General features: G+C 68.3%; 13 protein-coding genes. 10 read left to right on the top strand and 3 right to left on the bottom strand.

Translation table 11 applies throughout. The features are described 5' to 3' along the window. Positions 1 to 148: 148 nt before the first annotated feature. The 10 genes from MMB92_RS03820 to MMB92_RS03775 all read left to right on the top strand — a co-directional run bounded on the left by MMB92_RS03820 (position 149) and on the right by MMB92_RS03775 (position 10,718). Positions 149 to 913 carry an SDR family oxidoreductase gene (locus MMB92_RS03820; RefSeq protein WP_060263728.1) on the top strand — a complete coding sequence of 255 codons (765 nt, stop codon included), beginning with the start codon at positions 149 to 151 and terminating at the stop codon, positions 911 to 913. 57 nt (positions 914 to 970) lie between these two features. After that, a complete protein-coding gene (locus tag MMB92_RS03815) occupies positions 971 to 1,813 on the top strand; it encodes an ureidoglycolate lyase (RefSeq protein ID WP_006484749.1) in 843 nt (280 codons plus the stop codon). A 23-nt stretch (positions 1,814 to 1,836) separates the two neighbouring features. Further along, on the top strand, positions 1,837 to 3,114 hold the full coding sequence (locus tag MMB92_RS03810) for an L-fuconate dehydratase (protein ID WP_006484705.1): 1,278 nt from the start codon (positions 1,837 to 1,839) through the stop codon (positions 3,112 to 3,114). Between the two features lie 70 nt (positions 3,115 to 3,184). Next, a complete protein-coding gene (locus MMB92_RS03805) occupies positions 3,185 to 3,961 on the top strand; it encodes an SDR family oxidoreductase (protein WP_277562537.1) in 777 nt (258 codons plus the stop codon). A 12-nt stretch (positions 3,962 to 3,973) separates the two neighbouring features. Then, positions 3,974 to 5,512 carry a sugar ABC transporter ATP-binding protein gene (locus MMB92_RS03800; protein ID WP_034201994.1) on the top strand — a complete coding sequence of 513 codons (1,539 nt, stop codon included), beginning with the start codon at positions 3,974 to 3,976 and terminating at the stop codon, positions 5,510 to 5,512. Between the two features lie 27 nt (positions 5,513 to 5,539). After that, positions 5,540 to 6,577 carry an ABC transporter permease gene (locus MMB92_RS03795; RefSeq protein ID WP_006484738.1) on the top strand — a complete coding sequence of 346 codons (1,038 nt, stop codon included), beginning with the start codon at positions 5,540 to 5,542 and terminating at the stop codon, positions 6,575 to 6,577. 82 nt (positions 6,578 to 6,659) lie between these two features. Next, entirely contained in the window at positions 6,660 to 7,601 is a 942-nt protein-coding gene (locus MMB92_RS03790; protein WP_006484743.1) for an ABC transporter substrate-binding protein, read from the top strand. Between the two features lie 63 nt (positions 7,602 to 7,664). After that, positions 7,665 to 8,555, top strand: coding sequence for an amidohydrolase family protein (locus MMB92_RS03785; protein ID WP_277562536.1), 891 nt, complete (start codon positions 7,665 to 7,667; stop codon positions 8,553 to 8,555). A 67-nt stretch (positions 8,556 to 8,622) separates the two neighbouring features. After that, positions 8,623 to 9,390, top strand: coding sequence for a FadR/GntR family transcriptional regulator (locus tag MMB92_RS03780; RefSeq protein WP_006484716.1), 768 nt, complete (start codon positions 8,623 to 8,625; stop codon positions 9,388 to 9,390). A 182-nt stretch (positions 9,391 to 9,572) separates the two neighbouring features. Continuing rightward, positions 9,573 to 10,718, top strand: coding sequence for an alpha-hydroxy acid oxidase (locus MMB92_RS03775; RefSeq protein ID WP_277562535.1), 1,146 nt, complete (start codon positions 9,573 to 9,575; stop codon positions 10,716 to 10,718). A 50-nt stretch (positions 10,719 to 10,768) separates the two neighbouring features. Here the strand turns inward: MMB92_RS03775 and MMB92_RS03770 are convergent, their stop codons facing one another. From MMB92_RS03770 to MMB92_RS03760, 3 genes are all read right to left on the bottom strand, one after another. Then, positions 10,769 to 12,010: an FAD-binding oxidoreductase gene (locus tag MMB92_RS03770; protein WP_062884922.1), complete on the bottom strand. Its 1,242-nt coding sequence runs from the start codon at positions 12,008 to 12,010 to the stop codon at positions 10,769 to 10,771. A 106-nt stretch (positions 12,011 to 12,116) separates the two neighbouring features. Beyond that, positions 12,117 to 12,842 carry an aspartate/glutamate racemase family protein gene (locus MMB92_RS03765; protein ID WP_062884921.1) on the bottom strand — a complete coding sequence of 242 codons (726 nt, stop codon included), beginning with the start codon at positions 12,840 to 12,842 and terminating at the stop codon, positions 12,117 to 12,119. Between the two features lie 14 nt (positions 12,843 to 12,856). Then, positions 12,857 to 14,239 (bottom strand): amidohydrolase family protein, encoded by a 1,383-nt coding sequence (locus MMB92_RS03760; RefSeq protein WP_058903434.1) that lies wholly within the window; start codon positions 14,237 to 14,239, stop codon positions 12,857 to 12,859. Between the last annotated feature and the right edge of the window lie 54 nt (positions 14,240 to 14,293).

Genomic DNA, 14,293 nt, shown 5'->3' with positions numbered 1-14,293 from the left:
CCTTATCCGCGGGACGGGTTCGCCAGCCCCGGGTAAATACTGAATTCCGATTTCGTGACAAACGCGGGATCCGTTCCTATGATTGGTTGGACCTTTAGTCCTTTGTGCCAATCGGCCGACTGGCGGCCGGCTTTTTCGGAGAGTGCTCATGAGATTGCAGGGCAAACGCGCGCTGGTGACGGCGGCCGGGCAGGGCATCGGCCGTGCGACCGCGCTGCGGTTCGCGCGCGAGGGCGCCGACGTGCTGGCGACCGACATCAACGAAGCCGCGCTGGTGCGGCTCGAAGCCGACGCCGAGCGCGCGGGCGGCCGGCTGGTCACGCGGCGGCTCGACGTCACCGACGCGAACGAGGTGGCCGTGCTCGCCGCGAGCGAACGCGCATTCGACGTGCTGTTCAACTGCGCGGGCTACGTGCACCACGGCTCGATTCTCGACTGCGACGACGACGCGTGGGCGTTCTCGCTGAACCTGAACGTCACGTCGATGTACCGGCTGATCCGCGCGCTGCTGCCCGCGATGCTCGAAGCCGGCGGCGCGTCGATCGTCAACATGGCGTCGGCCGCGTCGAGCGTGAAGGGCGTGCCGAACCGCTTCGTGTACGGCACCACCAAGGCGGCCGTGATCGGGCTGACCAAGGCGGTGGCCGCCGATTTCGTCGAGCGGGGCATCCGCTGCAACGCGATCTGCCCGGGCACGATCGAATCGCCGTCGCTCGAGCAGCGGATCGCCGACCAGGCGCGTACGCGCCACGTGTCGACCGACGAGGTGCGCCAGGCGTTCGTCGCGCGCCAGCCGATCGGCCGCATCGGCACCGCGGACGAAGTGGCCGCGCTCGCGCTGTACCTGGCGTCCGACGAAGCGTCGTTCACCACCGGCACGATTCACCTGATCGACGGCGGCTGGTCAAACTGACCGTATCAAACTGACCGCCCCTTTCCATTCACTTTCCGTTTCCGTTCGGACGACGATATGAAACTGCTGAGATTTGGCGACAAACACCATGAAAAACCGGGCCTGCTGGATGCGCAGGGCCACATTCGCGATCTGTCCGGCGTGATCGACGACATCGCCGGCGACGCGCTGACGCCCGCGTCGCTCGCGCGGCTGCGCGACATCCCGCCGTCGTCGCTGCCGCTCGTCGAAGGCACGCCGCGGCTCGGCGCGTGCGTCGGCCGCGTCGGCAAGTTCATCTGCATCGGGCTCAACTACTCGGATCACGCGGCCGAATCGGGGATGGAGGTGCCGAAGGAGCCCGTCGTGTTCGGCAAGTGGACGAGCGCGATTTCCGGCCCGAACGACGACGTCGAAATCCCGCGCGGCTCCGAGAAGACCGACTGGGAAGTCGAGCTCGGCGTGGTGATCGGCCAGGGCGGCCGCTATATCGACGAAGCCGATGCGCTGTCGCACGTCGCCGGTTACTGCGTCGTGAACGACGTGTCGGAGCGCGAATATCAGCTCGAACGCGGCGGCACGTGGGACAAGGGCAAGGGCAACGACACGTTCGGCCCGCTCGGGCCCTGGCTCGTGACGGCCGACGAAGTGCCCGATCCGCACGCGCTGCGGCTGTGGCTGGACGTGGACGGCCACCGCTACCAGAACGGCTCGACCGCGACGATGGTGTTCCGCGTGCCGCACCTGATCAGCTACCTGAGCCGCTTCATGAGCTTGCAGCCGGGCGACGTGATCTCGACCGGCACGCCGCCGGGCGTCGGCCTCGGGCAGAAGCCGCCCGTCTACCTGCGCGCCGGACAAGTGATCACGCTCGGCATCGACGGGCTCGGCGAGCAACGCCAGCGCACCGTGCAGGCCTGATTCCCTTTAACGGACGGTTCGTCATGCCTATCATTCGATCGATGCGCGTCCTCGACGTGCGCTTTCCGACCTCGCGCCAGCTCGACGGCTCCGACGCGATGAATCCGGACCCCGATTATTCGGCGGCCTACGTCGTGCTCGAAACCGACCACGACGGGCTCGAAGGTCACGGGCTCACGTTCACCATCGGGCGCGGCAACGAAATCTGCTGTGCGGCGATCGACGCGATGCGTCACCTCGTCGTCGGCCTGGACCTCGACTGGATCCGCGAGGACATGGGCCGTTTCTGGCGGCACGTCACGTCGGACAGCCAGTTGCGCTGGATCGGCCCCGACAAGGGCGCGATCCACCTGGCGACGGGCGCCGTCGTCAATGCGGTGTGGGATTTGTGGGCGAAGGCCGTCGGCAAGCCGCTGTGGCGGCTCGTCGCCGACATGAGTCCGGAGGAGCTGGTGCGGGCGATCGACTTCCGCTACCTGACCGACTGCCTGAGCCCGGACGAAGCGCTCGAGCTGCTGCGCCGGCAGGCGCCCGGCAAGGCCGCGCGGATCGCCGCGCTCGAGCGCGACGGCTACCCGTGCTACACGACGTCGGCCGGCTGGCTCGGCTACAGCGACGACAAGCTGCGCCGGCTGTGCCGCGAGGCGGTGGAAGAAGGCTTCGACCACGTGAAGCTGAAAGTCGGCGGGAACCTCGAGGACGACATCCGCCGCGTGACGATCGCGCGCGAGGTGATCGGCCCCGACCGCAAGCTGATGATCGACGCGAACCAGGTGTGGGAAGTCGACGAGGCGATCGACTGGGTGCGCGAGCTCGCGTTCGCGCGGCCGTGGTTCATCGAGGAGCCGACGAGCCCCGACGACGTCGAAGGGCATCGCAAGATCCGCAAGGCGATCGCGCCGGTGCAGGTCGCGACCGGCGAGATGTGCCAGAACCGCGTGCTGTTCAAGCAGTTCATCGCGCGCGGCGCGATCGACGTCGTGCAGATCGACGCGTGCCGGCTCGGCGGCGTGAACGAGATTCTCGCGGTGATGCTGATGGCCGCGAAGTACGGGCTGCCGGTGTGCCCGCATGCGGGCGGCGTCGGGCTGTGCGAGTACGTGCAGCACCTGTCGATGATCGATTACGTGTGCATTTCCGGCACGAAGGAAGGGCGCGTGACCGAGTACGTCGACCACCTGCACGAGCATTTCGTCGAACCGTGCGTGGTGCGCGGCGCGGCGTACATGCCGCCGACGGCGCCCGGTTTTTCGATCGAGATGAAGCCCGAATCGCTGGAGCAATACCGGTTCCGCGGCTGACGCGGGGCGACGCGCGACGGCGCGCCGCGCGCGTCGTGCGCGGCGACAACATGAACGACGGAGACGCGAAGTGGATTTGAATCTGCAAGACAAGGTCGTGATCGTGACCGGCGGCGCGTCGGGCATCGGCGCCGCGATCTCGATGCGGCTGGCCGGCGAGGGCGCGATACCGGTGGTGTTCGCGCGCCACGCGCCCGACGACGCATTCTGGCGCGCACTCGCGCGCAAGCAGCCGCGCGCGACGTGCATGAGCGTCGAGCTGCAGGACGACGCGCAGTGCCGCGACGCCGTCGCGCAGACCGTCGCGCGCTTCGGCCGCCTCGACGGCCTCGTCAACAACGCGGGCGTCAACGACAGCATCGGGCTCGACGCCGGACGCGATGCGTTCGTCGCGTCGCTCGAACGCAACCTGATCCATTACTACGTGATGGCGCACTACTGCGTGCCGCACCTGAAGGCGGCGCGCGGCGCGATCGTCAACATTTCGTCGAAGACGGCCGTGACCGGGCAGGGCAACACGAGCGGCTATTGCGCGTCGAAGGGCGCGCAGCTCGCGCTGACACGTGAATGGGCGGTCGCGTTGCGCGACGACGGCGTGCGCGTGAACGCGGTGATTCCCGCCGAGGTGATGACGCCGCTCTACCAGAACTGGATCGCCGGTTTCGACGATCCGGAGGCGAAAGTCGCGGAAATTGCCGGCAAGGTGCCGCTCGGCCGGCGCTTCACGACGGCCGACGAGATCGCCGATACGGCCGTGTTCCTGCTGTCGGATCGCGCATCGCACACGACGGGCCAGTGGCTGTTCGTCGATGGCGGCTACACGCATCTCGATCGTGCGATCAGTTGAGGGCCGCGTTCCATGCAACCCGACCCGACCCCGAACACCCCGCCGCCGCTGATCGCGCTGACCGGCATCGGCAAGCGCTTTCCGGGCGTGCAGGCGCTCGACGATTGCCGTTTCGACCTGCATGCGGGTGAAGTGCATGCGCTGATGGGCGAGAACGGCGCCGGCAAGTCGACGCTGATGAAGATACTCGCGGGCGTCTACCAGCGCGACGCGGGCGAGATCCGGATGGACGGCCGCCCGGTGGAGATCGCCGACCCGCGTGCCGCGCAGGCGCTCGGCATCGGCATCATCCATCAGGAACTGAACCTGATGAATCACCTGAGCGTCGCACAGAACATCTTCATCGGCCGCGAGCCGCGCGGCCGCTTCGGCGTGTTCGTCGACGAAGACAAGCTGAACCGGGACGCTGCCGCGATCTTCCGGCGGATGCGGCTCGATCTCGATCCGCGCACGCCGGTCGGCCGGCTGACGGTCGCGAAGCAGCAGATGGTCGAGATCGCGAAGGCGCTGTCGTTCGACTCGCGCGTGCTGATCATGGACGAGCCGACCGCCGCGCTGAACAACGCGGAGATCGCCGAGCTGTTCCGCATCATCCGCGACCTGCGCGCGAACGGCGTCGGCATCATCTACATCTCGCACAAGATGGACGAGCTGCGCCAGATCGCCGATCGCGTGACCGTGATGCGCGACGGCAAGTACGTCGCGACCGTGCCGATGGCGGACACGTCGATGGACACGATCATCTCGATGATGGTCGGCCGCCAGCTCGATGCGCAAACCCGCACGCCGCCCGATACGTCCGCGAACGAGATCGCGCTCGAAGTGCGCGGGCTGTCGCGCGGCCGCGCGATCCGCGACGTCGGCTTCACGCTGCGGCGCGGCGAGATCCTCGGCTTCGCCGGGCTGATGGGCGCGGGCCGCACCGAGGTCGCGCGCGCGGTGTTCGGCGCGGACCCGGTCGATGCGGGCGAGATCCGCGTGCACGGCAGGGCCGTGACGATCCGCACGCCGGCCGACGCGGTGAAGTTCGGCATCGGCTACCTGTCCGAGGATCGCAAGCACTTCGGGCTCGCGGTCGGGATGGACGTGCAGAACAACATCGCGCTGTCGAGCATGCGCCGCTTCGTGCGCCGCGGCATGTTCCTCGATGCGCGCGGGATGCGCGAGGCCGCGCAGTCGTACGTGCGCCAGCTCGCGATCCGCACGCCGTCGGTCGCGCAGCCCGCGCGGCTCTTGTCGGGCGGCAACCAGCAGAAGATCGTGATCGCGAAGTGGCTGCTGCGCGACTGCGACATCCTGTTCTTCGACGAACCGACGCGCGGCATCGACGTCGGCGCGAAAAGCGAGATCTACAAGCTGCTCGACGCGCTGGCCGCCGACGGCAAGGCGATCGTGATGATCTCGTCGGAGCTGCCCGAGGTGCTGCGCATGAGCCACCGGATTCTCGTGATGTGCGAAGGCCGCGTGACCGGCGAATTGCGCGCGGCCGACGCCACGCAGGAAAAGATCATGCAGCTCGCGACGCAGCGCGAGTCGACCGTATTGTCCTGAATCAGACGCTCAGACGCCTACCCGATCATGTCCAACGATACGCATCCCGTTCCGTCCCTGGCCACCGGCGACACGCCGGCCGCCGCAGCGAGCCTGAAATCGCGCTTCTTCAACCCGGCCGCGCGGCAGAAGCTGCTCGCGTTCGCGAGCCTCGTGCTGCTGATCGTGTTCTTCAGCTTCGCGTCGTCGAACTTCCTCGAAGTCGACAACCTCGTGTCGATCCTGCAGGCCACCGCCGTGAACGGCGTGCTGGCCGTCGCCTGTACGTACGTGATCATCACGTCCGGCATCGACCTGTCGGTCGGCACGCTGATGACGTTCTGCGCGGTGATGGCCGGCGTCGTGCTGACGAAATGGGGCATGCCGCTGCCGCTCGGGATTCTGGCGGCGCTGGGCTTCGGCGCGCTGTCGGGCTGCGTGTCGGGCATCGTGATCGCGAAGATGAAGGTGCCGCCGTTCATCGCGACGCTCGGCATGATGATGTTGCTCAAGGGGTTGTCGCTCGTGATCTCCGGCACGCGGCCGATCTACTTCAACGACACGCCGGGCTTCACGTCGATCGCGCAGGATTCGCTGATCGGCAACCTGATTCCCGCGCTGCCGATCCCGAACGCGGTGCTGATCCTGTTCCTCGTCGCGATCGGCGCGTCGATCGTGCTGAACCGCACCATCTTCGGCCGCTACACGTTCGCGCTCGGCAGCAACGAGGAGGCGCTCAGGCTGTCCGGCGTGAACGTCGACGCGTGGAAGATCGCCGTCTACACGTTCAGCGGCGCGGTGTGCGGGATCGCCGGCCTGCTGATCGCGTCGCGGCTGAACTCCGCGCAGCCGGCGCTCGGGCAGGGCTACGAGCTCGATGCGATTGCGGCCGTCGTGATCGGCGGCACGTCGCTGTCGGGCGGCGCGGGCAGCATCGTCGGCACCATCATCGGCGCGTTCATCATGAGCGTGCTGACCAACGGCCTGCGCATCATGTCGGTCGCGCAGGAATGGCAGACGGTCGTGACGGGCGTGATCATCATCCTCGCCGTCTACGTGGACATCCTGCGCCGGCGGCGCCGCTGACGCAGGTACGGGCGCAAGCACGCATGGGCTTCACCGCCGGCCGGGCCGGCATTTCAGTCGATACCAACCAAGGAGACGCGAAGTGATCAGGAGCAAGGTGTTGAACGCGATCGTCGGGCTGACGTTCGCCGTCGGCGTCACGGCCGGCGCGCAGGCGCAGGAAACCTACATCCCGCTGATCTCGAAAGGCTTCCAGCATCAGTTCTGGCAGGCCGTGAAATCGGGCGCGATGCAGGCGGCGAAGGACTACAAGGTGAAGGTGACGTTCGAAGGGCCGGAAACCGAGGCGATGGTCGACAAGCAGATCGACATGCTGTCGGCCGCGATCGCGAAGAAACCGGCCGCGCTCGGCTTCGCGGCGCTCGACAGCAAGGCCGCGCTGCCGCTCCTGAAGAAGGCGCAGGCCGAGAAGATTCCGGTGATCGCGTTCGACTCGGGCGTGGACAGCGACATTCCGGTGACGACGGCCGCGACCAACAACAAGGCGGCCGCCGCGCTCGCCGCCGACAAGCTCGCCGCGCTGATCGGCGACGAAGGCGAGGTGGCCGTGGTCGCGCACGACCAGACGAGCCGCACCGGCATCGACCGCCGCGACGGCTTCCTCGAACGGATGAAGTCCGCGCATCCGAAGGTACAGGTCGTGACCGTGCAGTACGGCGAGGGCGACCAGCTGAAGTCGACCGAGGTGACGAAGTCGATCCTGCAGGCGTATCCGAAGCTCAAGGGGCTGTTCGGCACCAACGAAGGCTCGGCGATCGGCGTGGTCAACGGCGTGCGCGAGATGAAGCGCAAGGTCGTGATCATCGGCTACGATTCCGGCAAGCAGCAGAAGGACGCGATCCGCAGCGGGCTGATGGCCGGCGCGATCACGCAGAACCCGATCGGGATCGGCTACAAGACCGTCGAGGCGGCCGTGAAGGCGATCAAGGGCGAGAAGCTGCCGAAGGTCATCGATACCGGGTTCTACTGGTACGACAAGACCAATATCGACGATCCGAAGATCACGGCGGTGTTGTACGACTGAACGTGGCGAATGGTGGCGACGATGCGGGCCGTCGCCGCCGCGGCGATTGAACACGAGGGCATCATGGGCGCAGTGCGTATCGATTCGCATCAGCACTTCTGGCGTTATCGCGCGGCCGACTATCCGTGGATCGGCCCCGGCATGGGCGTGCTCGCGCGCGACTACCTGCCCGACGCGCTGTGGCCGCAGATGCATGCGCAGGCGCTCGGCGCGTCGATCGCGGTGCAGGCGCGCGCCGGGCGCGACGAGACGGCATTCCTGCTCGACCTCGCGCGCGACGACGCACGCATCGCGGCGGTGGTCGGCTGGGAGGATCTCGGCGCGCCGGCGCTGGCCGACCGTGTCGCCGAGTGGCGCAGGCCGAAGCTGCGCGGCTTTCGTCACCAGGTGCAGGACGAAGCCGACGTCGGCGCGTTCGTCGCCGATCCCGGCTTCAATCGCGGTGTCGCATGGCTGCAGGCGAACGGTTACGTGTACGACGTGCTCGTGTTCGAGCGCCAGTTGCCGGACGTGCGTGCGTTCTGCGCGCGGCACGACGCGCACTGGCTCGTGCTCGATCACTGCGGCAAGCCGGCGCTCGCCGCGTTCGAGCGCGACGACACGGCATTTCCGCGCTGGCGTGCGGCGCTGCGCGAGCTGGGCGCGCTGCCGCACGTCGTGTGCAAGCTGTCGGGGCTCGTGACCGAGGCCGACTGGCGGCGCGGTCTGCGCGGACAGGATATCCGGCATGTCGAACAGTGCCTCGACGCGGCGCTCGACGCGTTCGGCCCGCAGCGGCTGATGTTCGGCTCGGACTGGCCCGTGTGCCTGCTCGCGGCGTCGTATGACGAAGTGGCGTCGCTCGTCGAGCGCTGGGCCGAATCGCGGCTGTCGGCGGCCGAGCGCGACGCGTTGTGGGGCGGCACGGCCGCGCGTTGCTACGCGGTGCCGGGCGACATGAAGCGCGGCATATAAAATAGGCGCGAGCGGTCTGCCGATTCGTCAGACCGTCCGGAACGAAACCGATTACCAGCGTCAACGTATGTCCATCCAGCCGATTCAGAACCGCCGCCTCTACCAGCAGATCGCCGACAAGCTCAGCGCGATGATCGAGTCCGGCGATTTCCCGCCGGGCAGCTATCTGCCGCCCGAGCGCGAACTGGCCGAACGCTTCGGCGTGTCGCGCACGTCGGTGCGCGAGGCACTGATCGCGCTCGAAGTGAACGGGCTCGTCAGCGTGCGCGTCGGCGACGGCGTGAAGGTGCGCCACCCGGAAGCGGCTGCCGTGCCCGAACCCGCGCCGGCGCCCGACGCGAAGGTCGCGCCGTTCTCGATCGTCGAAATCGATCCCGAACTCGGCATCGCGCTCGACCTCGATACCGAAATCCCGCCGTTCGCGCTGCTGCAGGCGCGCCGGCTGATCGAGCCGGAAGCCGCGTCGCTGGCCGCGAAGCATGGCTCGGACGCGCAGATCGAAGGGATTCACGAAGCGTTCCTGCGCAACCAGGACGACAACCGCAGCGGCTCGCTCACGCACCCGGGCGACCGGCTGTTCCACATCCGCATCGCGGAAGCGAGCGACAACCCCGCGTATGCGCTGATGATCAAGCAGTTGCTCGCGCACAAGTACGATCTGATGTTCCAGCGGCTGCAGTCGCTGTACATGCCGAACGACATGCCGCACCGGTCCGAACTCGAGCATCGCGCGATCCTCGACGCGATCCGCGCGCGCGACCCGGACGCCGCGCGCCGCGCGATGGCCGAGCATCTCGACGAAGTGATCCGCATCTTCGGCCGCGCGCTCGACTGAGCGCACGAATCGATTTCCTGCATGTCGGGAAGCGGCGCACGCGACGCGGACCCTTCCGGGTGTCGATGCGGCGTCCGCACCGTGCGAGCGCACCGGCCGTCGGGACAGAACGAACGCTGCGCTGCGAGCGACGCGCGCCGGTCGACCGGCACGCCGCTCGCGCGCCGAATGGAGTGTGACGAATGCGCGTGAACGATTGCCACAATTTCCACGACTTCCGCGAACTCGCCAGGCGGCGGTTGCCGGGACCGATCTTCAACTACATCGACGGTGCGGCCGACGATGAAGCCACGTATCGACGCAACACGCGTGCGTTCGAACGCTGCGATCTGGTGCCGAACGTGTTGCGCGGCGTGCGTGATGTCGACCTGTCGGTGACGGTCATGGGGCAGAAGCTCGGCATGCCGGTCTATTGTTCGCCGACGGCGCTGCAACGCCTGTTTCATCATGACGGCGAGCGCGCGGTCGCCGCCGCGGCCGCGAAATTCGACACGATGTTCGGCGTGTCGTCGCTCGGCACCGTGAGCCTGGAAGAAGCGCGTGCGATCAGCCAGGGCCCGCAGGTCTACCAGTTCTACTTTCACAAGGATCGCGGCCTCAATCGCGAGATGATGAACCGCTCGAGGGACGCCGGCGTGAACGTGATGATGCTGACGGTGGACAGCATTACCGGCGGCAATCGCGAGCGTGACAAGCGCACCGGTTTTTCGATTCCATTCCGGCTGACTCTCGCGGGGCTGACCGAGTTCGCGTTGAAGCCGGCCTGGGCCATCAACTATCTGACCCACGAGCGGTTCCGTTTGCCGCAACTCGACCGGCATGTCGACATGGGCGGCGGCGCGATGTCGATCAGCCGCTACTTCACGGACATGCTGGATCCGTCGATGTCATGGGACGACGTCGCCGCGATGGTGCGGGAGTGGAACGGGCAGTTTTGCCTGAAAGGCGTGATGTCGGTCGACGATGCCCGCCGGGCGGTGGACATCGGCTGTACCGGCATCGTGTTGTCGAACCACGGCGGACGGCAACTGGACGGTTCGCGCGCGGCGTTCGATCAGCTTGCCGAGATCGTCGACGCGGTGGGCGACCGGATCGACGTGATGATGGATGGCGGCGTGCAGCGCGGTTCGCACGTACTGAAGGCGCTGGCGTTGGGGGCGAAGGCCGTCGGGCTGGGACGCTATTACCTGTTCCCGCTCGCCGCCGCCGGGCAGCCCGGCGTCGAGCGCGCGTTGCAACTGATGCGGGCAGAGATCGAACGGGACATGCGGCTGATGGGCTGCGCGTCCGTTGCGCAGCTCGGGCGAAATCAGCTGCGCTTTCGCTGACGACGCCGGATTCGACGCCATTCGGGGCGGCGCGTCGGGGGATCGCTTGCTCAGAAGCGATCCGCGCGATACGGCGCCGGATCGGTGAACGGCGCCTCGCCGGTCATCATCTCGGCGAGCAGGCGGCCGGTGACGGGGCCGAGCGTCAGGCCGTGATGGTTGTGGCCGAACGCGAACCACAGCCCGCGATGCGCGGGCGCGGGGCCGATCACCGGGCGCATGTCGGGCGTGCACGGCCGGAAGCCGAGCCACGGATGCGGGTCGAGCCGCTCGCCGAACCCGAACACCGGCCGCGCGACGCGTTCCGCGCGTTCGAGCTGCACGCCCGTTGGCGGAAGCCCGCGCCGCGCGATCTCGACGCCGGTCGTCAGCCGCAATCCGCGCCGCATCGGCGCGATCACGTAACCGTATTCGCGATCGACGATCGGCGCCGACGGCACGCCGCGCGCGGACGGCGCGTAGTGCATGTGATAGCCGCGCTTCTCGCGCAGCGGAATCTTGTAGCCGAACTTGCCGAACACCGTGTCGGACCACGGGCCGAGCGCGACGACGACGGCCGGCGCGGCCGCCGGGCCGTCGCCGGTCTTCACCTGCCAGCCGGGTGACAGCGCGTCGAGGCTCGCGGCGTCGCCCGTCAGCAGCGTGCCGCCGCCCCGCGCGAACAGCTGCGCATACGCTTTGACGAGCGCGGCCGGATCGACGACGCTTTTCGGGTCGAGCCAGTGCAGCGCGCCGCAGAAGCCCGCCGCGAGGCTCGGTTCATGCGCGAGCAGCGCGGCCGCGTCGAGCGGCGTGATGCCGAGCCCGTGGCGGCGCGCGGTGAGGCCGGCCTCGGCCACGCCGCGTTCGAATGCGGCCGGCGTGCGGAACGCTTCCAGCCAGCCGTTCGCGCGAATCAGTTCGCCGGCGCCGGCCCGGACGATCAGCGCGTCGTGTTCGACGATGCAGCGTTCGATCAGCGGCAGCATGTCGCGCGAGGCCGCCGCGTGACGTAGCGGCGCCGATTCCCACCAGAACCGCGCGAGCCACGGCGCGAACGCGGGCAGCGACGCGCTGTGCCAGTAGAGGTCGGTCGAGCGATTCAGCGCATAGCGCATCAGCGTGAACGGGCTGCGCGGGAACGGGTACGGTTCGACCGACGAGCGCTCGATCAGCCCGGCATTGCCGAAGCTCGTGCCTTCGCCGGGCGCGCCGCGATCGACGAGGGCAACCTTGCGCCCGCGATCCTGCAGGTGCAGCGCGGCGGAGACGCCGACGATGCCGGCGCCGAGAACGATGACGTCGAAATCCATCGATGATGAGTGGCGGTTGGCGGGGCATCGGTGTCGCTTGCGCCGTGCCGCCGCGTGTTGGAGAGCGTGCGAAGCACAAGCATACTCGCGGCCGCGGCGATGCGCATCAACTCATCGAGAACAGCTTTCCCCACCGCGCCAGCACGCCCGTATCGACGCCGGCCATCCGCAACGCCTTCCACACGACCGTCGACACCGTGTCGTAAGCCGCGATGCCCGTCGCCTGTTCGAACGGCCCGGCCAGATGCGCGGCATGCAGGTTCGTGCAGAACGTCGCCACCGCATCCGGCCACGCCTGTGCCGTCTTGCGCATCAACGCCGCGAGCTGCGTATCGGGCACGTCCGCGAAGCTGGCGTTGTCGCGCAGCCCGAGATGCCGTTCGGCCACGCAGTCGATGCCGAGCTGCGCATACTGACGCACGATCCGTTGCTGCACGTCGTCGAGATACGGCGTGACGAGGCCGAGCCGCCGCACGCCGGTGCGCTCGAGCAACTCGTTCAGCGCGAGCACCGACGTCGTCGCCGGGATGCCGGTCGCTTTTTCGATGCCGCGGCACAGCGCGGCATCGCGTTCGAAGCCGAGCCAGCCGGCCGACGTGCCGCTCCAGCCGATCACGTCGACGCGCGCGTCGGCGAGCTGCCGCGCCGCGACGAGGATGTGCGCCGCGTCGAACTGGTCGAGCGCGGCCGCGCTGAGCGCGATCTCGGTCACGGTGAAGCGCGCGAAATGCACGCTGACGTGTGGCAGGCCGGCGACGATCGCGCTCGTCAGCGGCTCGAGCGCGGTGTTCGACGACGGCGTCAGGATGCCGATGCGGATGCGCGGATTCATCGGATGGCCTCCCCTCAGTCGAGCAACTGCCGCACCGCGGCGACGGCCGCACGGCGCAACGCGGCAAGGTCGAGCCCCGGGATCTCGCCGTTGTCCACCACGATCCGACCGTTCACGATGTTGTACTTCACCGGCGCGGGCTCGCCGGCCGCCACCGGCGCGATCGCATGGTCGTGGAAACCGTTGAAGCGCGGTCCGCTCACGTCGTACAGCACGAGATCGGCGGCTTGTCCGACCCCGAGCGTGCCGACCGCATCCAGCCCGAGCACGCGGGCGCCGCCTTGCGTGCCCCAATGCAGCACGTCCTCGATCGTGGTGGCCGACGCGCCGTGCGCCGCGCGATGCACGAGCCACGCGAAATTCGCCTCGTGCGTCATGCTGCCCGATTCGTTCGACGCGACGCCGTCGACGCCCAGCGACACCGGCACGCCGGTCGCCGCCATGCGCGGCGCGGGCGCGATGCCGCTGCCGAGCCGTGCATTGCTGACGGGGCAGTGCGAGCAGCCGGTGCCGGTGTCCGCGAGCATCGCGATCTCGCTCGCCTCAAGATGAACGAGGTGCGCGAACCACACGTCCGGGCCGAGCCATTCGCGCTCGGCGACGAATTCGACGGGCAGCTTGCCGTAGCGCTCGCGGCAGAAATCGACGTAGCGGGTCGTCTCGGACAGGTGCGAATGCAGCCGCAGACCCATGCCGCGCGCCGCCCGCGCGACTTCCGGCAGCAGGTCCGGCGGCAGCGAGAAGGTCGGCGTCGTCGGCGCGACGACCACGCGGCGCATCGATGCCGCGCCCGCGTCGTGATAGCGCGCCTTCAGCCGTTCGATATCCGCGAGCATCTGATCGAGCGTCTCGGGCTGCAGCGCGGTGCCGGCGAACCCCGGATGATCGCCGGCCGCCTGCAATGCGCCGCCGCGGCACAGCACGAAGCGCATGCCGAAGGCGGCGGCTTCGTCGAACAGCAGGTCGCCGGTCTCGGTCGTGCCGCCCGCGTGGTACAGGTAATGATGATCGGCGCAGGTCGTCACGCCGGACAGCAGCAGTTCCGCGAAGCCGAGCCGCGCGGCGATGCGCGCGAGTTCCGGCGTGAAGCGGGCGACGCGCGGATACGGGACGGCGGCAAGCCATGCCTGCAGGTCGGCGTTGATGCCGGCCGGCACGCCTTTCAGCAGGTTCTGGAACAGATGATGGTGCGTGTTGATCCAGCCCGGATAGACGACGCAATGGCTCGCATCGATCACGCGCTCGCCGGGTAGCGGCGCGAGATCGGGTGCGATCGTCTCGATCCGGCCGTCGCGGATGCGCAGGTCGGGCCGGCCGAGCCGCGCGGCGTCGCCGGGGTGGCCGCTCATGACCGCGAGCGGGTGGCGGATCAGCAGCGAAGAAGAAGGAACGCTCATGGTCGGGTCTCCTCGGATTCGGATAGTCGGGGCACGGGTTGTCGTGCGCCGCGC

This window comes from Burkholderia sp. IO2, assembly GCF_029522185.1.
GTDB classification, from domain to species: Bacteria; Pseudomonadota; Gammaproteobacteria; order Burkholderiales; family Burkholderiaceae; genus Burkholderia; species Burkholderia cenocepacia.
This window is presented reverse-complemented; position numbering and strand designations above follow the sequence as displayed.